The sequence below is a fragment of the Melaminivora sp. genome (assembly GCF_032059615.1).
Classification (GTDB): domain Bacteria; phylum Pseudomonadota; class Gammaproteobacteria; order Burkholderiales; family Burkholderiaceae_C; genus Melaminivora.
On sequence record NZ_DAMCAM010000001.1, the window covers coordinates 101,447 to 120,519 of the forward strand.

12 protein-coding genes and 1 tRNA gene are annotated in these 19,073 nt (G+C 72.5%); 7 read left to right on the forward strand and 6 right to left on the reverse strand.

The annotated features are described in order from the left end of the window. Position 1 precedes the first annotated feature (1 nt). Positions 2–1,300 (forward strand): dihydroorotase, encoded by a 1,299-nt coding sequence (locus RT051_RS00465; protein WP_313069797.1) that lies wholly within the window; start codon positions 2–4, stop codon positions 1,298–1,300. A gap of 23 nt (positions 1,301–1,323) precedes the next feature. Here RT051_RS00465 and RT051_RS00470 read toward each other — a convergent pair whose 3' ends face one another. Beyond that, positions 1,324–2,388, reverse strand: coding sequence for an ABC transporter ATP-binding protein (locus RT051_RS00470; protein WP_313069799.1), 1,065 nt, complete (start codon positions 2,386–2,388; stop codon positions 1,324–1,326). 125 nt (positions 2,389–2,513) lie between these two features. Here RT051_RS00470 and RT051_RS00475 point away from each other — a divergent pair, with 125 nt between their 5' ends. From RT051_RS00475 to RT051_RS00495, 5 genes are all read left to right on the forward strand, one after another. Continuing rightward, positions 2,514–4,148 carry an iron ABC transporter permease gene (locus RT051_RS00475; RefSeq protein WP_313069802.1) on the forward strand — a complete coding sequence of 545 codons (1,635 nt, stop codon included), beginning with the start codon at positions 2,514–2,516 and terminating at the stop codon, positions 4,146–4,148. A gap of 40 nt (positions 4,149–4,188) precedes the next feature. Beyond that, positions 4,189–4,548, forward strand: coding sequence for an arsenate reductase (glutaredoxin) (arsC, locus tag RT051_RS00480; RefSeq protein ID WP_313069805.1), 360 nt, complete (start codon positions 4,189–4,191; stop codon positions 4,546–4,548). Between the two features lie 183 nt (positions 4,549–4,731). Beyond that, a complete protein-coding gene (locus tag RT051_RS00485; RefSeq protein ID WP_313069808.1) occupies positions 4,732–6,213 on the forward strand; it encodes a Do family serine endopeptidase in 1,482 nt (493 codons plus the stop codon). A gap of 146 nt (positions 6,214–6,359) precedes the next feature. Continuing rightward, complete coding sequence (locus tag RT051_RS00490) at positions 6,360–7,034, forward strand: response regulator transcription factor (protein ID WP_313069813.1); 675 nt, start codon at positions 6,360–6,362, stop codon at positions 7,032–7,034. Further along, positions 7,031–8,380, forward strand: a complete 1,350-nt coding sequence (locus RT051_RS00495; RefSeq protein WP_313069818.1) for an ATP-binding protein — start codon at positions 7,031–7,033, stop codon at positions 8,378–8,380. The genes RT051_RS00490 and RT051_RS00495 overlap by 4 nt, the downstream gene beginning before the upstream one ends. 175 nt (positions 8,381–8,555) lie before the next feature. Here the strand turns inward: RT051_RS00495 and nirK are convergent, their stop codons facing one another. Then, complete coding sequence (gene nirK / locus RT051_RS00500) at positions 8,556–10,055, reverse strand: copper-containing nitrite reductase (protein ID WP_313069821.1); 1,500 nt, start codon at positions 10,053–10,055, stop codon at positions 8,556–8,558. Positions 10,056–10,399: 344 nt separating this feature from the next. On the opposite strand from nirK, the gene RT051_RS00505 reads away from it, so the two are divergent. Next, positions 10,400–11,794 carry a phospholipase D-like domain-containing protein gene (locus tag RT051_RS00505; protein ID WP_313069823.1) on the forward strand — a complete coding sequence of 465 codons (1,395 nt, stop codon included), beginning with the start codon at positions 10,400–10,402 and terminating at the stop codon, positions 11,792–11,794. A gap of 28 nt (positions 11,795–11,822) precedes the next feature. Here RT051_RS00505 and RT051_RS00510 read toward each other — a convergent pair whose 3' ends face one another. The 4 genes from RT051_RS00510 to RT051_RS00525 form a co-directional block, all read right to left on the reverse strand. Beyond that, positions 11,823–12,446 carry an isochorismatase family cysteine hydrolase gene (locus tag RT051_RS00510; RefSeq protein WP_313069826.1) on the reverse strand — a complete coding sequence of 208 codons (624 nt, stop codon included), beginning with the start codon at positions 12,444–12,446 and terminating at the stop codon, positions 11,823–11,825. Positions 12,447–12,668: 222 nt separating this feature from the next. Further along, a tRNA-Arg gene (locus RT051_RS00515) sits at positions 12,669–12,743 on the reverse strand. Positions 12,744–12,867: 124 nt separating this feature from the next. Next, the gene (locus RT051_RS00520) at positions 12,868–17,079 is read right to left on the reverse strand and encodes a translocation/assembly module TamB domain-containing protein (RefSeq protein WP_313069829.1); all 4,212 of its coding nucleotides are present in this window, start codon (positions 17,077–17,079) and stop codon (positions 12,868–12,870) included. Positions 17,080–17,094: 15 nt separating this feature from the next. Beyond that, the gene (locus RT051_RS00525) at positions 17,095–19,056 is read right to left on the reverse strand and encodes an autotransporter assembly complex protein TamA (protein WP_313069832.1); all 1,962 of its coding nucleotides are present in this window, start codon (positions 19,054–19,056) and stop codon (positions 17,095–17,097) included. Between the last annotated feature and the right edge of the window lie 17 nt (positions 19,057–19,073).

Consider the following 19,073-nt stretch of genomic DNA (forward strand, 5'->3'; position numbering starts at 1 on the left):
CATGAAGATACTCATCGAGAACGGCCGGGTGGTCGATCCCGCCAGCGGCCTGGACAAGGTGTGCAGCGTGGCGCTGGCGGCCGGGCGCATCATCGCCGTGGACCGCCTGCCTGCCGGCTTTGCACCAAGCCGCACCATCGACGCCAGCGGCTGCCTGGTGCTGCCGGGCCTGGTGGACTTGGCCGCGCGCCTGGGCGAGCCCGGCCACGAGCACGAGGGCATGCTCGAGTCGGAGATGGCCGCCGCCGTGGCCGGGGGCGTGACCAGCCTGGTCTGCCCGCCCGACACCGACCCCGTGCTCGACGAGCCCGGCCTGGTGCAGATGCTCAAGTTCCGCGCCGAGAAGCTGCACCAGTCGCGCCTGTTCCCGCTCGGCGCGCTCACGCGGGGTCTGGCCGGCGAGGTGCTCACCGAGATGGCCGAGCTGACCGAATCAGGCTGCGTGGGCTTCTCGCAGGCCGAGGTGCAGCTGGCCAGCACCCAGGTGCTGCAGCGCGCGCTGCAGTACGCCGCCACTTTCGACTACACCGTCTGGCTGCGCCCGCAGGAGCTGCACCTGGGCCGGGGCGTGGCCGCCAGCGGCCCCCTGGCCACGCGCATGGGCCTGGCCGGCGTGCCGGTGGCCGCCGAGACCATCGCGCTCTACACCATCTTCGAACTGGTGAAGGCCACCGGCGCGCGCGTGCACCTGTGCCGGCTGTCGAGCAGCGCCGGCGTGGAGCTGGTGCGCGCGGCACGCGCCCAGGGCCTGCGCGTGAGCTGCGACGTGAGCATCAACTCGCTCATGTTCACCGACACCGACATCGGCTACTTCGACAGCCGTGCGCGCCTGATGCCGCCGCTGCGCCAGCAGCGCGACCGCGACGCGCTGTCGCAGGCGCTGGCCGACGGCACCATCGACGCGCTGGTCTCCGACCACACGCCGGTCGACGAGGACGCCAAGGCCCTGCCGTTCGCCGAGGCGGAGGCCGGCGCGACGGGCCTGGAGCTGCTGCTGTCGGTGGCCCTCAAGTGGTCGCGCGACGCGGGCGTGCCGCTGGCGCGCGCCCTGGGCGTGGTCACGCACGAGCCCGCGCGCGTGCTGGGCTCGGCGCTGGGCACGCTGCAGGCCAGCGTCGGGCGCATCGTCGAGGGCGGCGTGGGCGACCTGTGCATCGTCGATGCCGGCGCGCACTGGACGGTGACCGGCGACGCTCTGGCCAGCCAGGGCCGGCACACGCCGTTCTCCGGCTACGAGCTGCCGGCACGCGTGCGCGCCACGCTGGTGGGCGGGCACGTCGCGTTCGAGCGCGGGCACTGAGCCCGCCAGGCGGAAACGCGCTCTCAGGCGCGCTCGAACGTGACCACGTGGTCCACCTGCGGGCGGATGCCGATCCACTCGCCCACGGCGTGGTCGTGGTGGCTGGGCACGTGGGCCATCACGGTGAGGCCGCCGGCCAGCTCCAGGGTGTAGAGGAATTCCGCCCCGCGAAACGACTTGCGCAGCACGCGCGCCTGCACGGGCGAGCTGTCGTCGTGCACTACGTCGTCGGGGCGCAGCAGCACGTCGCACAGGCCGCCCTCATAGACCGAGGGCAGGGGGCAGCCGTCGATGTCGGTAAGCTCGCCCAGGGGCGTGCGCGCGACGATGTGGCCGCCCTGGCTGGCCAGCTCGGCGGGGGCGAAGACGCCGTGGCCGATGAAGCTGGCGACAAAGCGCGTGGCCGGGCGGTGGTAGAGGGCATAGGCGTCGTCCCACTGGTGCAGGTGCCCGCCGTGCATGACGCCGATGCGGTCGCCGATGGCAAAGGCCTCCATCTGGTCGTGGGTGACGAACAGCGCCGTGGCGCCCGCGGCCTTCAGGATGCCGCGCACCTCGTGCGCCAGGCGCTCGCGCAGGTCCACGTCCAGGTTGGAAAACGGCTCGTCCAGCAGCATCAGCCGCGGGCGCGGCGCCAGGGCGCGGGCCAGGGCCACGCGTTGCTGCTGGCCGCCCGACAGCTCGTGCGGGTACTGCGCCGCGCTGCCCTCCAGGCCCACCAGCGCCAGCACCTCGCGCACGCGCGCCTGCTGCTCGGCGCGCGGCAGGTCGTGGATGCCGAAGGCCACGTTGCGTGCCACGCTCAGGTGCGGAAACAGCGCGTAGTCCTGGAACACCATGCCGATGCGACGCTCCTCGGGCGGCATGCAGCGCCCGGGCGCGCCCACCAGCTCCTGGGCCAGGCGGATGCTGCCGCCGGCCACGGGCTCGAGCCCCGCCACCGCACGCAAGAGCGTAGTCTTGCCGCAGCCCGAGGGGCCGATCAGCACCCCGATCTCGCCGGCGGCCAGGCCCAGTGTCACGCCCTGCACCGCCGGGTCGGCCCGGTTGGCATAGCGCACCTGCAATTCGGAGACTCCTAGAAACATGGGCAAATTCTAGTTGCGTAGAATTGTTCGCATTTGCATTGGGTCTTGCGCCGGCCTTTCCGGGCCTTTTCAGCGGCGCCGCCACACAGGCCCGGGCCCTTTCCCTCCTGCTTCTCGCACACCCCTTGTCCCGCTCTCCCGCCGCGCTGTGGCGCACCGCCTTCCTGATCCTGCTCGCCTGCGCGCTGGTGCTGCCGCTGCTGACGGTGTTCGCCGCCTGGCTGCCAGGGGCCGAGGGCAGCGAGCAGGCCGGCGCCATCGTGCGCGCCATGGCCGCCACCGTGCTGCCGGACTATCTGTGGACGACCTTCGTCCTGGGCCTGGCGGTGGCCGCCGGCGCGGCGCTGGTGGGCACGGCCTGCGCGGCGGCGGTGACGCTGTTCGATTTTCCTGGTCGGCGCGCGCTGGAATGGCTGCTGCTGCTGCCCCTGGCCATGCCGGCCTATGTCACGGCCTATGCCTATACCGACTTTCTGCAGTACAGCGGGCCGCTGCAGGTCTGGCTGCGCGAGAGCTTCGGCCTTGAGGGGCGCCTGCTGCCCGAGGTGCGCAGCCTGTGGGGCGCGATCTGGGTCTTCATCTTCTCGCTGTATCCCTATGTGTATCTGCTGGCGCGCACGGCGCTGTCCGAGCGCGCGGCGCACCTGATGGAGGCGGCGCGCCTGCTGGGCGCCCCGCCCGCGCGGCGCATCGTGCAGGTGGCGCTGCCGCTGGCGCGCCCGGCGGTGGCCGCGGGCGTGGCACTGGTGCTGATGGAGACGCTGGCCGATTTCGGCGTGACCAGCTATTTCGGCATCCAGACCTTCACGGTGGGCATCTACAAGGCCTGGCTGGCCATGGACGACCGCCTGGCCGCGGCGCAGCTGGCAACCATCCTGCTGGTGCTGGTGGCGCTGCTCTTGCACCTTGAGCTGCGTGCCCAGCGGCGCATGCGCTTTGCCGCCGGCGGGGTGGGGCGCGCCGGCTCGGCCGAGGGCGAGCCGCAGCGCCTGGCGGGCACCGGGGCGTTGGCGGCCTGGCTGGTCTGCCTGGTGCCGGTGTTCATGGGGTTTTTCGCACCGGTACTCTTCATGCTGCGTCCGCTGGCCTCGGACTGGTCGGTGCTGCCCTGGGGACGGTTCATCGAGTGGGCGGGCAACAGCGTGCGCCTGGGCGCCATCACGGCGCTGCTGGCGGTGGCCATCGCCTTCGTGCTGGCCTTTGCCGTGCGCAGAAGCCGCGACTGGGTCACGCGCGCCGTGGTGCGGCTGGCCAGCCTGGGCTATGCGGTGCCGGGCGCGGTCATCGTGGTCGGCCTGCTGCTGCCCGTGGGCTGGCTGCAGCAGGTGGCGCCGGGCGCGGCGCTGCCGGCGCTCATCACTTCGACCGCCATGGGCATCGTCTGGGCCTATCTGGTGCGCTTTTGCGCGGTGGCGCTGCAATCGGTGCAAAGCGGCTATGCGCGCATTCCCCTGAGCCTGGATGATTCCTCGCGCATGCTGGGCGTAGGGGGGCTGAGGCTGCTGTCGCGCGTGCACTGGCCGCTGCTCAAGCGCTCGGCCGCTGCCGCCGCGCTGCTGGTCTTCGTGGACGTGATGAAGGAGCTGCCCGCGACCATGGTGCTGCGCCCCTTCAACAGCGACACGCTCGCCGTCGTGGCCTACCAGCTGGCGCGCGACGAGCGGCTGGGCGAGGCGGCGCTGCCTTCGCTCGCGCTGGTGGCCGTGGGCCTGGTGCCGGTCATCCTGCTCAGCCGCACGCTGCGTTCGGCCAAGCGGTGACGCGTTGAGGCGCCGGGGCCTGTCCTTACACTCGGCCCGCATGAGCACGCATCCCGACATCACCATCTATCACAACGCCCGCTGCAGCAATTCGCGCGGCGCGCTGGCGCTGTTGCGCGAGCGCGGCATTGAGCCGGCCATCGTCGACTACATCGCCCAGCCGCTGGACGCGGCCGAGCTCAAAAGCCTGGTGGCGCGCCTGGGCGTGCCGGTGCGCGAGCTGCTGCGAGCCAAGGAGGCGGCGTATGCCGAGCTGAGTCTGGCCGACCCGGCGCGCAGCGACGACGAGCTGATCGCCGCCGTGGCCGCGCACCCCGAGCTGCTGAACCGGCCCATCGTGGTCACGCCGCGCGGCGCGCTGCTGTGCCGGCCGCCCGAGCGGGTACTGGAGATCCTGTAGCGCCGAACCGGGGCGTTGGCGCCCCAGTGATGCATGGGCAAAAAGGCCTTTTGCCCCTGTGGGAAAAGGGTATCTAGCTACTTAAAAAATAGCGCGGGTCCCTAAGTTTCGCTTAAGCGCCCGCGCGCACACTGCCTGCCATGGCCGCTGAACCTCAGCGGCGCAACCCATGAAAGGCAGATCATGAACACCATCCTCTCCACCCCCCGCAGGCTCATCCTGGCCCTGGTGGCCGCAGGTGCCCTGGGCGCCACGGGGGCTGGCCTGGTCACCCAGCGACAGGCCCATGCGCTGGCGGCGCCCGTCGCTGCGGCCCCGGCCGCCGTGGCGCAAAGCGGCAGCGCGCTGCCCAGCTTCGCCCAGATCACCGCCGACAGCGGCCCGGCCGTGGTCAATATCAGCGTCAGCGGCATGCACCGCACGGCCATGGCCGAAGGCGATGACGACGGGGAGGGCGCGCAAGACCCCATGCAGGAATTCTTCCGCCGCTTCGGCATGGCCCCGCAGGCCCCCGGCCGCATGCCGCAGAACGTGCCGTTGCGCGGCCAGGGTTCGGGCTTCATCGTCAGCCCCGATGGCGTGGTGCTGACCAACGCCCACGTGGTCAAGGACGCCGATGAGGTCACCGTCAAGCTGACCGACCGGCGCGAGTTCCGCGCCAAGGTGCTGGGGGCCGATACCAAGACCGACATGGCGGTGCTCAAAATCGACGCGCAGAACCTGCCCGCCGTGCGCCTGGGCAGCACCAAGTCGCTGGCCGTGGGCGAATGGGTGCTGGCCATCGGCTCGCCCTTCGGCTTCGAGAACAGCGTGACGGCCGGCGTGGTCAGCGCCAAGGGCCGGGCCCTGCCCGACGACAGCGCCGTGCCCTTCATCCAGACCGACGTGGCGGTGAACCCCGGCAACTCCGGCGGGCCGCTGTTCAACGCGCGCGGCGAGGTGGTGGGCATCAACTCGCAGATCTACAGCCGCTCGGGCGGCTACCAGGGCGTGTCGTTCGCCATCCCTATCGAGGTGGCCGAGCGCGTGAGCCAGCAGATCCAGAAGACCGGAAAAGTGAGCCACGCGCGCCTGGGCGTCACGGTGCAGGAGGTCAACCAGACCCTGGCCGATTCCTTCGGTTTGGACAAGCCGCAAGGCGCCCTGGTGGCCGACGTGCAAAAGGGCGGCCCGGCCGACAAGGCGGGCCTGCAACCCGGCGACGTGATCCGCAGCGTGGACGGCCAGCCCATCGTCGGCTCGGGCGACCTGCCGGCCACCATCAGCCAGGCCACGCCCGGTGCCAAGGTGCAGCTGGAGGTCTGGCGCAAGGGCGCCAGCGAAACCTTGAGCGCCACGCTGGGCGACGCCGCCGACAAGAAGGCGGTGGCCGATGCAGGTGCCACCGAGGGCGCATCGCAGGGCCGCCTGGGCCTGGCCCTGCGGCCCCTGGAGAAGGGCGAACAGCGCGAGGTGGGCATGGAAGGAGGCCTGCTGATCGAGCAGGCCAGCGGCGCCGCCGCCCGCGCCGGTGTGCAGGAGGGTGATGTGCTGTTGGCCATCAACGGCACGCCGGCACGTGACATTGGCCAGGTGCGCGGCGTGGTGGCCAAGGCCGGCAAGTCGGTGGCGCTGCTGGTACTGCGGGGCGGCAACCGCATCTTCGTGCCGGTGCGGCTGGGTTGAGTGTTTTTGGCCTCAAACCGCCATGGAGCAAGCGCAATAAGCTATCGAATAAGTAGCAAATGAGTGGCTGGTGCCTGGCCGGCGACACTGCCCGCCGGGCGCGTCGCTATGCTGGCCGCCATGCCTGCCTGCCCTGAAAGTCCGCCATGCGTCTGCTGCTCGTCGAAGACGACACCATGATCGGCGAAGCCGTGCAGGAGCTGCTGCGCGCCGAGCACCACGCCGTGGACTGGGCGCGCAGCGGCACCGAGGCCGACGCCGCGCTGGCCGCGCAGCGCTACGACCTGGTGCTGCTGGACCTGGGGTTGCCCGGCCGCGATGGCCTCCATGTACTGCGCGCACTGCGCGCGCGGCGCGACCGCACGCCGGTGCTCATCACCACCGCGCGCGACGCCGTGGCCCAGCGCGTGCAGGGGCTGGACGCGGGTGCCGACGACTACCTGCTCAAGCCCTTCGACATGGACGAGCTGCTGGCGCGCATCCGGGCGCTGGCGCGGCGCGCCGGCGGGCGCAGCGAGGAGGTCTATGAAAGCGGCGGCGTGCGCATCCAGCCCGCCACGCGCGAGGCCAGCGTCGATGGCCAGCCCGTTACTTTGTCGGCGCGCGAATGGGCGGTTCTGGAGCCGCTGCTGGCGCGCCCCGGCGCCGTGCTGTCGCGCGCGCAGCTGGAGGACAAGCTCTACGGCTGGGGCGAGGAGATCAGCAGCAACGCCGTCGAGGTCTATGTCCACGGCCTGCGCAAGAAGCTGGGCGCCGGCCTGATCGTCACGGTGCGCGGCGTGGGCTACATGCTGCCGCGCGCGGCGGGGCAGGGCGCATGACGGGCGGCGCGCACTCGCTACGCACGCGATTGCTGCTGACGCTGGTGGCCGCCATCGCCCTGGCCGTGCTGGCGCAGGCGGCGCTCGCCTGGCGCGCGGCGCTGGCCGAAGCCGACGCGCTGTTCGACCACCAGATGCAGCAGACCGCCCAGGCGCTGCGCCCGGGCCTGCCGGCGTGGGGCCTGCGCGAGTACAGCGACCCGCTGGTGCCGGGGCAGGAAAGTTCGGAATTCGTCGTGCAGGTCTGGACGGCCGACGGCCTGCGCATCTTCGAGTCCAACGTCGGCCTGGGCCTCCCGCAGCGCGCCGTGCTGGGGTTTTCCAACGTGCAGGCGGGCGGCACCACCTACCGCGTGCTGTCGGTGGCGACGCCCCTGCAGGTCATCCAGGTGGCACAGGACATGGCCGTGCGCCGCTCGCTGGCGCGCCAGCTGGCCCTGGGCACGGCCTGGCCCATCGCGCTGATGGCGCCGCTGCTGGCCCTGGCCGCCTGGTGGGCCGTGAGCGGCTCGCTCGCGCCCGTGGAGCGCGTGCGCCGCCAGGTGGCGCGCCGCCGCGCCGATGACCTGTCGCCCGTGGACGCCGCCGGCCTGCCCGCCGAGGTGCGGCCGCTGGTCGATGAGCTGAACCTGCTGCTGGCGCGCATGCAGCAGGCGTTCGACGCGCAGCAGCACTTCGTGGCCGACGCGGCGCACGAGCTGCGCTCGCCCCTGGCGGCTTTGAAGTTGCAGGCCCAGGCCCTGGCGCGCGCGCAGGGCGACGCCGCGCGCACGCGCGCCGCCGAGCGCCTCGCCGCCGGCATCGACCGCGCCACACGGCTGGTCGAGCAGCTCTTGGCCCTAGCGCGCCAGGAGGCGCATGCCAGCGGCGCGGCGCTGCAGCCCCTGGTGCTGGCCAAGCTGGTGCAGCGCGCCGTGATGGATGCCGCGCCCGCCGCGCACGCGTGCGGCATCGACCTAGGGTTGGCGCCGTTGGAAGGCGACGCGGCCGCTGCCAGCGTGCGCGGGCAGGGCGAGGCGCTGGCCATCCTGCTGCGCAACCTGCTGGACAACGCCGTCAAGTACACGCCCGAGGGCGGCACGGTGGACGTGGCATTGCAAGTGCAGGGCGATGCGCTGGTGCTGACGGTGGACGACAGCGGCCCCGGCATCGCGCCGGCGGAGCGCGAGCGGGTGCTGCGGCGCTTTCACCGCGCCCAGGCCGCTGAAGGGGCGGCCGTGGCCGGCAGTGGTCTGGGCCTGTCGATCGCCCAGACCATCGCGCAGATGCACGGCGCGCAGCTGGCACTGCTGGACGCCCCGCGCCTGGGCGGCCTGCGCGTGCAACTGGCGCTGCCGCGCGCCTGAAACACGCGCACCAAAAAAAGCGGCGACCGCAAGGCCGCCGCTTTCCAATTTTCATAGCGCAGGATCGTTACCCGGCGCGGGTTTTCACTCCCTCTCCCTTTGGGAGAGGGTGGGGGTGAGGGCCAGCCGCGCTACGCAAAACGGCCGTCCCCCGCCACCCGGCGCCGCCCAGCCTTCAGCGCCCGGCGCCGCCCACCTTGTAGATGTTGGCATCCTTCTCGCCCGTCACCTCCAGGATGCCCACTGCCCCCTTGCCGGCGCGCGACAGGGCGTGGTCCACCAGGGTGTACTGGCCGGGGTAGTCCACCTTGAACTCGACGATGGTCGCGCCGCCCGGGGCCACCAGGGTGGTCTGCACGTCCTTCTTGACCGAGCTGATGGAGCCTTCGCTGTACACCTTGTCGAAGATCTCGCCGATCACGTGAAAGGACGAGATCTTGTTCGGGCCGCCCACGCCGAAGTAGATGCGCACCGTCTCGCCCACCTTGGCGGTCAGCTTGTGCTCCTTGGTCAGCGAGCCCACGGCGCCGTTGAAGACGTAGTAGTCGGGCAGCTCGGCAGCCATCTTGTCCAGATCAGCTTCCTGGTGCGTCTTGGCGCCGTGCGGGCGGGTGGTGTACATGTCGCCCTGCATCACGTAGTACTCGCGGTCCACCTTGGCCAGGCCTTCCTCGGGCTCGACCAGGATCAGGCCGTACATGCCGGCGGCGATGTGCTGGGGCACCAGCGGCGTGGCGCAGTGGTAGACGTACAGGCCGGGCTTCAAGGCCTTGAAGGTGATGGTCTTCTCCTGGCCCGGGGCGACCTGGGTGTGCTCGCCGCCGCCGTGCCCGCCGGTGACCGAGTGCAGGTCGATGGAGTGGATCATCTTGCTGTCGCGGGCGTTGGCCAGGGTCAGCTCGACGCTGTCGCCCACGCGGGCGCGCAGCATGGGGCCGGGCACCTTGCGGTCGAACGTCCAGTAGGTGAAGCTGGTGCCGTTGTCCAGCTTGCCGTTCAGCTCCACCGTCTCCATGCGGTACTTCAGCAGCTGCGGCGGGCGGTTGCCAATGGGTGCGGGCACGGCGGCCGGGTCCATGGCGATGCTGAGTGCGGCGGCATCCGCCGGGCGCGAGGCGGGCGCGGTGTAGAGCTGCGCGCCGCTCAGCGGCGAGACCTTGGCGGCCGTGGGCGCGGCGTTCTTGCCGTTGCCGGGCACGGCCTCGAAGGTGCCCTCCATGCCGATCTGGCGGTGGCCGGGAATGGTGCAGTAGTAGGTGAAGGTGCCGGCCTGCGTGACCGTGAAGCGCACGGTGACGGTGCCAGTGCTGGCGTCGAACTTGGGCGACTGCACCTCCAGCTCGGGGATGGCCAGGTCGTGCTGGGCGCCTTCGCCGCTTTTCAGCACGATCTCCACGGTGTCGCCGACGGCGGCGCGAAGCACCGGGTTGGCCACGCCGTGGTCATCGACGAAGACCATCTTGCCGTCCACGATGCCGGTCTCCAGCACGAAGCGTTTCACGGTGGCGGCATCGCCGGCTGCCGCCGCCGGGGCCACGGCGGCCGCAGGGGCGGAGGCGACGGCGACGTGGCCCTGGTGCTGTTCGGCCAGCGCCGCGTAGGCCAGCGTGCTCGCCAGCAGAGCTCCAGCAGCAACGGCCAGGGGAAGGCGGGGGAACGAACGCGGGGATTGCATGACAACCATCCTTATCGGGAAGAACTTTGAATAGGTCTCCTCGGCCGTCTGCAGGTGCATCGCGGTGGAGACTGGCGCTATTGTATTTAAAGATGAATTAAAAATTCATCTTAAACAGGAAGAAATTTGACTCAAGTCAATTAGGGATCACCCGAGATGCCGGGTTTTTCCTGATATCCCTCTGCGAGCGTTGCAGGTCAATGGTTTCCTGCTACAAAAATTGATTTCTCCCAAGTGTCGCCGCGTTCGCTGGGGACACCGGGCACTGTCGCTATGCTCCCGGCCATGCCGAACCCTGCCTTTGTCGCCGTTGCCTGTGTGCCCGCACTGCACGGGGGGCCGCCATGATCCGCATCGCGCTGCTGTCCAGTCTGGGCCACACCATCGCCGTGGTCCTGGGCCTTTTGATCTACGTGCTGGGCACACGCATCAACCAGCAGCGGCGCCACCCCTCGGCGGCCATCGGCTGGGTGCTGGGCATGGTGGCCTTCCCGTATGCCACGCTGCCGCTGTTCCTGCTGTTTGGCGTGCGCAAGTTCGCCCGGCCCGCGCGGCGCCACCACTGGCAGGCGCCGCCGCCCGCGGGCGAGGGGCCGGCCTGGGCGGCGCAGCTGCTCGCCGGCATGGAGGTGGCGCCCGCGGTGCGCAACGAGCGCGTGGTCTGGCACGAGGACGGCGCGCATGCGCTCGACGGCCTGCTGGCCACCATCGCCTCGGCGCGCCAGCGGCTCGATGTCTGCACCTACGTGTTCGCCCACGACGAGGTGGGCCGCGAGATCGCGCGGGCGCTGCTGGCCAGCGCGCGCCGCGGCGTGGCGGTGCGCCTGCTGGTCGATGCCGTGGGCAGCCTGTCCATGCCGCGCGGCATGCTGCGCGCCCTGGCGCGCGAGGGCGTGCAGGTGCGCCGCTTCATGCCGCTGCTGCACAATCCGCTGCGCGGGCACACCAACCTGCGCAACCACCGCAAGCTGGTCGTGGCGGACAACTGGCGGCTGTGGAGCGGCGGGCGCAACCTGGCGGGCGAGTATTTCCGTGACCAGCCCGGCCGGCCGGCCTGGGTGGACCTGAGCTTCGAGGTCCACGGCCCGCTGGCCGCCCAGGCCCACGTGCAGTTCGGCACCGACTGGCGCATCGCCCAGGGCCGCACGCTGCGGCGCATGCGCCGCCCGCCCCACCTGCCGCTGCTGGGAGAGTCACCGCGGGGGGCGCTGGCGCAGTGGATCACCAGCGGCCCCGACCACGCCGACGACACGGTGCATGCGCTGCTCATGGCCGGCGCCTTCCACGCACGGGCGCGCATCGTCGCCGTGACGCCGTACTTCGTGCCCGACGACGGGCTGCTCGACGCCTGGTGCCTGGCGTGCCGGCGCGGCGTGCAGGTCAGCCTGCTGGTGCCGGCGCGCTCCAACCACCGCCTGGCCGACATCGCCCGCGAGCGCGCGCTGCGCCAGCTGGCGGCCGCCGGCGCGCGCGTGTGGCTGTCGCCGGCCATGCTGCACGCCAAGGCGGTGCTGATCGACGACGACCTGGCCCTGGCCGGCTCGCTCAACCTGGACGCGCGCAGCCTGTTCCTGAACTACGAGGCCATGACGGCCTTCTATGGCCGGCACGACGTGCAGTGGCTCTCGGACTGGTGCACGCGCCAGACGGCCGCCGCGCAGCCCTACGAGGCGCAGGCCCCTTCCCTGGTGCGCGACATGGGCGAGGGCGTGGTGCGGGCCCTGGGGTTTCAGCTGTAGCGGTTCGGCCGCTGGTGCCCGGCCGCACTCACTTGGGGTTGGCCCTGGCGTTGCTGGCGCGCCTGGCGGTCGGGCGCACGGCCTGGCGTACCGAGCATTCGAAGACCTCTTCAAGCTGGCCGATGGCGCGGTTCCAGCGCTCGGGCGTCTCGGCCGCCACGCAGTCGCGCGGCACCCAGACCTCGTGGCCCTGCATGCGCGCGTCGGTGGCGGTCAGCATCACGCACATGTCGGCGGCCCAGCCAACGATGACCAGTTTGCGCGTCTTCATGCGGCCCAGCAGGTGCTGCAGCGGGGTGGAGTGGAAGGCCGAGTGCTGGGGCTTGAGGATGACCAGGTCCTCGGGCGCAGGCGTCAGCAGCCGGGCGATGTCGCCGCGCTCGTCGGGCAGCTCCTGGCAGGCCGCCAGGATGTCGCCGAACTGGCTGTGCCAGGTGCCGTAGTTGTCGTTGGCGTAGATGGTCGCGACGCCCTGGCGCGTCAGCCGCTGCTTGAGGCGCGCGATGCACTGCGCTGCCGCATGCGCGTGGGGCAGCAGGTCGCGCGCGGTCGGAAACTGCATCGGGTTGATGACATCGACCAGCAGCAGCACCTGTTCGCTTTCCGGCAGTTCGGTGCTCCGCAGCACCGGGGCAGGGGTTTTCTTGCTCATGGTCGTCCTGGGTGTCGCGCTGGACCTGGAAAGATGGAGATCAGGGCGCAAACATACCGGGCGGCTGCTGGGGCGGGGCGTAGGAGGCCGCCCCGGCCCGCGGGGGGTAGGCCAGGACAGCCGCCCCGGCACCAGGTCCTACAGACGCGGTCTGAGCTTCCGGGCCCCAGGCAGGGCGTTCGGCGCTGCGGGTCGAAGGGGCAGGGCGACAGGAGAAGGCCGTGGTCCCCCCGGCAGGAATCGAACCTGCATCTGGCGCTTAGGAGGCGCCCGTTCTATCCATTGAACTACGGGGAGCGGCAGCGGAGCGGGCGATTGTAAGCCGCTCCGCCAGACCGGCTGTTAATTTCACTTTTGATAGCTGAAGGCCCTTGTCCAGCAAGGGCAAAAGGTCTTTTTCTCTCACATTTTGAGCGCGGCCTCAATCCCAGCGCACGGTGTAGATCAGGTCCACCGCGCTCTGCGTGCCGGTCTGGCCGCGCAGGGTCAGGCGCCGGGACAGGTCGTAGAAGATGTAGAGCACGCCCATGGTGCCCGACAGGCTCTTCTCGTAGGTCACGTACAAATCCTTGGACAGGCGCTTGCCGAAGGTCAGCGCCGCGCCGTTGGCATCCTCACCCTGGCCCGGGCCCTTGAAGCCCACCTCGTCGAAGCCCAGGCGCTGGGCGATGCCGCCGCTGCTGCCCTTGCCCTCGCCGGCCAGGAAGGCCAGCGCTGCCTGTTGAAGCAGCGCGGCCTCGGCACCGCCGGCGGCGGCGCTGCGGCCCAGCACCACCCAGGAGAGCTTCTCGGCATCCGGCAGCTCGGGCTCGGAATACAGGCGCACGCGCGGCGCCTTGGCCGTGCCGGTGACCTGCACGCCAGCGCGCACGGGGATGTTGGGGCGCAGGGCCAGCACCTCCAGCGACGGGTTGTCGTAGGGGCCGTTAAAGCGCAGCAGGCCGCTTTCGACGTCCAGCGCCTGGCCCCAGGCACGGTAGCGACCCTGGTCTGTGCGCACCTCGCCGGTCACGCGCGGCATGCCGCCCGCGGGGCCGCTGCTGGTGATCTGCAGGCGCCCGGTCAGGCGCGTGGTCACGCCCCGGCCCTGCAGGGCGAAGTCGTCGCCCAGGTCCAGCGAGAGGGCGATGTCGGGCGGCCGCGCAGCCTGCACGCTGCCCTGGGCCTGCACCTGGGCCTCGGCCTGTGCGGCGCGTGCGCTCTTGCCGGCTTTCTCGGCCGCCACGCGGTCGAGCGCCGCCGAGCGCACCACCACATCGTCGCCCAGCGTGGGCGCGCCCGCCTCGGGCAGGATGATGGTGGCGCGGTCGGTGCGCAGGTCGCCGCGCAGCACCAGCTGGCCGTTGTGCAGCTGCGCGCGCAGCGTGCCCGAGACGCTGACCTGCCGGTCGGCGCGCACCAGCACCTGCAGGCGCTCGGCGCGCGCGTTCAGGTCCATGCGGATGGCCGGGGCGCCGTCGCCCGCCTTGCCGGCCCATGACAGCGTGCCGCCCCCGATGAGCGTGCCACCGTCGGCGGGCGCCGCTGTGCGGTTGCCGCTGAAGCCGGCGATGCGCGCGCGGCTGCCGTGGCCGCCCTTGAGGTGCAGCTCGGTGATGGTCAGCTGCTGGCCCTCCAGCGTCGCGCGCAGGCGCCCGTCCTGCAGGTCGACGCCGTCGAGCACCGAGCGGATGGCGAAGCGGTCGGCCGCCAAGCGCCCCGTCCAGTGCGGCGCGGCGCGTGTGCCCGACACGCGGGCGTCGGCGCTGAGCGTGCCGTGCACGCGCCAGCCCGGCGGGGCGAGCATGGACCACACGCCCACCTCGGGCATCTCCGCGCGCACGCTGGCGGCCAGCGGCGCGCTGTCGGGCCAGAGCCAGCCGCCTTCGGCGTCCTGGGCCAGCTGGGTGCTGCCTTCGGCCTGGATGCGGCCGGCGCGCTCGCTGTCCCAGGACAGGCGGGCGCGCACGGACTGGCCCTCGGCGGTCAGCTCGACCACGGCCTCGCGCAGTCCGGCGCTGGTGCCGGCGGGGGTCACGGTCTGCGCCTTGGGGCGGCCCTCGCCTTTGCCTTCGCCGCTGGAATGCACGACGGTGAACGAGCCGCCGCCTGTCGGCTCGGGGGTGTCGATGCGCAGGTCCCCGCTGGCGCGCTGGACGATCACGCGCGCGCGCAGCGGCTGGCCGGCGCCCGCGTCCACGTCCCAGCTGCCGCCCAGCATCAGGTCGCCCGACAGGCCCAGGCGCTCCAGCGCGCCCTGGCCCTCGGTCTGGAGCAGGTTGGCCCAGGCCAGCGGCACGCCCTGCAGCGTGCCCTGGCTGCGCAGCTCCATGCCGCCCTGGGCGGTGCTGGCGTAGCGCAGCGGCTGCCAGCGCACCAGCGCCTCGCCCGGTGCCGGTCCGCGCACGCGGGCGCTGGCCCCCGAGGCCTCGAGCACCAGGCGCGGCGCCTGCTGCAGCGTGAAGGACAGCGGCTCGGCCAGCTGCACCGTCCAGGGGCCGGGCTGCGGGCCGGTGTCCAGGCGCAGTTGCAGGCCCTGCACCTCGCCCTGCCAGCGGCCGGCGCCGCGGCTGCCGGCCTGGGCGCGCAGTTGCACGTCGGCCTGCCGCTTGTCCTGACGCAGCCGGCCTTCGAGTGCCAGGGCCAGGTGGCGCAGGCTGCCGTCCAGGCTGGCGCTGGTGCCCGCCAGCTCCAGCGCCAGGGGCGCGTCGCTGCTGCCGGGACGGGGCGCGTGGGCCAGTGACAGGCGCGGCGCCTGCAGCCGTGCCTGCAGCGTGAAGTCGCCCGCGGGGGCTGGGGCGCTGGCGCCCGCTGCGCCGGCCGTGGGCAGCAGGGCGGCGGCCTGCAGTTGGCGCTGCGCGCTCTGCCAGCCACCGCGCCAGCGTGCATCGAGCGAGGCGCTGCCGTCCAGGCTCCAGCCGGCCAGCGCAATGCCCAGGCCGGCCAGCCAGCCCTGCGCACGCCGCGCGTCGCTCACGGCCAGTTGCAAGTTGCCGGCGCCGCTGTTCGGGGCGATCTGGCCGTCGATGCGCGCGCTGGCGCCAGGCAGCTCGGCCTGCACGCGTCCGCTGGCCCCGGGGCCGGCGATGTCGATGCGCAGCGCCTGGCCTTGCACCCGTGCGCCCTGGGCGGCCACCAGCAGCTGCGCGATGTCGATGTGCTGGCCCTGCCAGCGGCCCTGGGTCGCCAGGCGTTGCAGCAGCAGGGGCGCGGGCTCGCCCCGCCGGGCGGGGGGCAGGCGCACGGCGGCGGCGCGCAGGTCGGCTTCGAACCGCACCGACTCCTCGGCGTTGCCGCTGGCGCTGGCCGTGCCGTTCAGGGGGGCGGCCGCCAGCCGCGTGTGCAGCCGCGCCGGGTTGACGCCGGCGATGCCCGCCCGGCCCTGCAGCGCCTGGGTGTCCGGGGTGTAGCTGCCCTGCAGCGACACGCTGCCACCGCCCGCGCGCAGCTGCGCCTGCGGCACGGTGATGGTGCCCTCGGTGTAATGCGCCTCGGCCTGCAGGGCTTCGACCGGCAGGCGGCCCTGGTCCCAGGGGCCGGGCAGGGCGTTGGCCAGGTCGGCGCCGATCTGCCAGCCGTCCTCGCCCTCGGGCTGGGCGCTGACGCTGCCGGACAGGCCGGTCGCCGGGGCCTGCGGCCACAGCGCCGCCAGGTCCAGGGCCTCGAGCCGGGCGTCGGCGGCGATGAGCGGCTGCGGCTTCCAGGGGGCGATACGCGCCTGCACGTCGGCACGCATGGCAGCGCCGCCGGCGTCGCCCGACGGCGCGCCGGGGGCAGGGTGGCCCGCGGGTCGCGCCGGTGCTGCGGCAGGCGGGCCGTCCTGCGGCTCGCCGGCCTCGGCCGCCTGGGTTGCCGCCTCGCGTAGCTGCGCCACCACGTCCAGGCGCGCGGCCTCGGTGGCCAGCGTGCCGGTCACGCGCGCATGGGCCTGGGCAGTGAGCGCCTGGTCGCTGCCCGGCACGGGCGTGCGCACGGTACCGTCCAGCGTGGCATCGAGCGGCATGGGCGCGCGCGCGCCCAGCGTGGCCTTGAGGGCATATTGGCCCTGGGCCAGCGTGACGCGCTCGACCTCGACCTGGTGCTCGGTGCCGTCGTAGCGGTAGCGGCCGGCCAGGTCGTCGATGGTCAGGGGCCTGGCGTCTTCGCCGCGCCCGGCCCAGACCAGGTGGTCGATGCGAAACGGCACATCCACCTGCACCGGCAGCACCAGCTCCTGCAGGGGCTGGGTCGGCGCGTCGCTGGCCTCGCCCTGCTGGCGCAGGGTGACGCGTGCGGCGTGCACTTCGCCCAGCTGCACCTGGCGGCGCAGCAGCGGCGCGAGCTTCCAGCCGATCTCGGCGTCCTCCACCTCCACCGCCAGGGTGGGGCTGCTCCAGCGCAGCCAGCCGATGCGTCCGCCCGTGCGCAGCGATCCGCTCACGTCGCGCGTCTCCAGCTGCTGGCCCGCCGGCAGCCAGGCCGCGGCGCGCGTGACGGCGGCGGCCAGCGAGGTGCTGCTGCCGGCCCACCACCAGCCGAACATCGCCAGCGCAAGCAGCAACGCGCCGAGCAGGGCCAAGGCGCGCCACAGCAGGCGCCAGCGGCTCTTGCGCGGCGGGGCGGCGGGCGGCGCCGCAGCGGCGGCGTAGGGGTCGGGGGACTGGTGCGAGGACATGCGGGGAAAAAGGAATCAGAACGTGTAGCCCAGGCGCAGGTGCAGCCGCACCTGGCGCGACTGCAGGCCGTAGGCGACGTCCGCCTGCAGCGGCCCCACGGGGCTGCGCCAGCGCAGGCCGCCGCCCACGCCCACGCGGGCGCGCAGCTCGCCGGGCTTGTCGGCCACGGCGCCGGCGTCGATGAACAGGGCGCTTTCAAAGTCGGTGCGGTTGCCGCGGATGGCGATCGGGCGCTGCCACTCGACGCTGCCCACGGCCATGTAGCGCCCGCCGTACAGCGTGTCGGCATCGGTGCGCGCGCCGATCTTGCGGTAGCCGTAGCCGCGCACAGTGGTGTCGCCACCCGTCAGGAACAGCTGCGTGACCGGGATGTTGGCGGCCTCGCGCGCCAGCACCGCGCCGCCCTCGGCGCGCAGCGACACGCGGCTGTCGCGGCGGATGCCCTCGCCCATGTCCACCCGGCCCGTGCCGACAAAGGACTGCCAGCGCAGCATCAGCCGCGTGAACGGGTCGCGCTGCGGGTGCAGCGTGTAGCCTGCACCTATTTCAGCGGCCAAGCCAAAGCCCCGCGTGGGGTTGTTGCTATCGTTGAAATAGCGGCCGGTCCAGCCGTAGTTGGCCGTCAGGGCGCTGCTGGAGGGCGGCGCCGCCGGCCCCTGGTTCTTGGCCGCGTCGAACTGCAGGAAGTAGCTGCGATCGATGTGGTCGGCGTTCTTGCTGCGCCCGGCGCGCAGGCGCGAGCTGTTGACCTCGTAGCTGCCGGTGGTTTCGCGCAGCACGTGGGCGCCGGTGAACCAGCGCCAGCCGTCCTCGCCGGGCAGGGCCGTCCATTCGGTGGACAGGCGCTTGTGCTTGCGGTCGTACTCGATCTTGGACAGCGCCCGCCAGCCGATGACGGGCAGGCGGTTGTGCGTGTGGTCGAGCGAGACGCGCGCGCCCGCGTCGGTGGAAAAACCCACGCCGAACACCCCCTTTTGCAGCGGCGCCTCGCGCACCTGGGCCACCACGGGGGCCACGGCGGCGGCGCTGTCGCGGTCGATGTCGTCGGTCTCCAGGGCCAGGAACACCGCGTCGTAGTAGCCGCTGCTGGCCAGGCGCTGCTGGGCGTCCAGCAGGGCCTGCTCCTGGTAGGGCGCGCCCACGGGCAGGCGGGCGATGCGCCGCGCGCCCTCGGGGTCGTAGCGCTCGCTGCCGCGCACCTGCACCTCGCCAAAGCGCACCAGCGGCCCCGGCGCGTACTGCACGCGCAGCGCGGCCTCGGCGCGATCGGCGTCCACCTCGGCGCGGCTCGTCTCCACGCGCGCCAGGGCGTAGCGATTGGTCTGCAGCTGACGCAGCGCCTGGGACTTGGAGTCGTCCCAGTCGCGCTGGGTGAAGGGCGCGCCCGGCTGCAGGCCGAAGCTGCGCTCGAGCCGGCGCTGGCGGCGCAGCAGGTCGGCGGCGTCCGGGCGCGTGGCCTCGGGCGCGTCGCTGCCCCGCACCTCGATGCGGGTGCTGGCGATGTGCGTGCGCGGCCCGGGCGTGGCGCTCACGCTGATGGTGCGCGCGGGCTGGCCATGGGTGTCCGGTGCGGTGCCCGTCGCCGGGGGGCCATCGTGCAGGACGATGGCGATCTCGGGGCTGAAATAGCCCAGCGTCGCCAGCAGGTCGCGCGCGTTCGCCTCGGCCGCGCCCAGCAGGCGGCGCAGCTCCGCGTCTTGCAGGTCGGGCAGGTGGCGAAAGCGCTGCAGCTCCAGGTGGCGCTCCAGGTACTCGCGCACCTGGCGGTCCTCGGAATGCACCTCGAGTGCGAAGGCGTCGGGGCCGCTGCCGTCGGGGCGGTCAGAGGCGATGGCGCCGGCGTCGTCGGCCGCCGCCTTGTCCTTGCCGCCAGGCAGCAGGCTGCAGCCGGGCAGGGCGAGCGAGAGCAGCAGCGCAAACAGCAGCGCCGGCCACCGGGCCGGCGCTGGCGGGGCCTCAGGGGCGAAAGGATTCATGGGCAGATCGACGGGAG

What these genes read in the sequence shown, in the direction of transcription:
- arsC (WP_313069805.1), top strand. Translation starts at nt 4,189, where the DNA reads ATGAGCACGCATCCCGACATCACCATCTATCACAACGCCCGCTGCAGC.
- nirK (WP_313069821.1), bottom strand. Translation starts at nt 10,055, where the DNA reads ATGCAATCCCCGCGTTCGTTCCCCCGCCTTCCCCTGGCCGTTGCTGCT.
- RT051_RS00505 (WP_313069823.1), top strand. Translation starts at nt 10,400, where the DNA reads ATGATCCGCATCGCGCTGCTGTCCAGTCTGGGCCACACCATCGCCGTG.
- RT051_RS00510 (WP_313069826.1), bottom strand. Translation starts at nt 12,446, where the DNA reads ATGAGCAAGAAAACCCCTGCCCCGGTGCTGCGGAGCACCGAACTGCCG.
- RT051_RS00525 (WP_313069832.1), bottom strand. Translation starts at nt 19,056, where the DNA reads ATGAATCCTTTCGCCCCTGAGGCCCCGCCAGCGCCGGCCCGGTGGCCG.
- RT051_RS00490 (WP_313069813.1), top strand. Translation starts at nt 6,360, where the DNA reads ATGCGTCTGCTGCTCGTCGAAGACGACACCATGATCGGCGAAGCCGTG.
- RT051_RS00485 (WP_313069808.1), top strand. Translation starts at nt 4,732, where the DNA reads ATGAACACCATCCTCTCCACCCCCCGCAGGCTCATCCTGGCCCTGGTG.
- RT051_RS00520 (WP_313069829.1), bottom strand. Translation starts at nt 17,079, where the DNA reads ATGTCCTCGCACCAGTCCCCCGACCCCTACGCCGCCGCTGCGGCGCCG.
- RT051_RS00495 (WP_313069818.1), top strand. Translation starts at nt 7,031, where the DNA reads ATGACGGGCGGCGCGCACTCGCTACGCACGCGATTGCTGCTGACGCTG.
- RT051_RS00470 (WP_313069799.1), bottom strand. Translation starts at nt 2,388, where the DNA reads ATGTTTCTAGGAGTCTCCGAATTGCAGGTGCGCTATGCCAACCGGGCC.
- RT051_RS00465 (WP_313069797.1), top strand. Translation starts at nt 2, where the DNA reads ATGAAGATACTCATCGAGAACGGCCGGGTGGTCGATCCCGCCAGCGGC.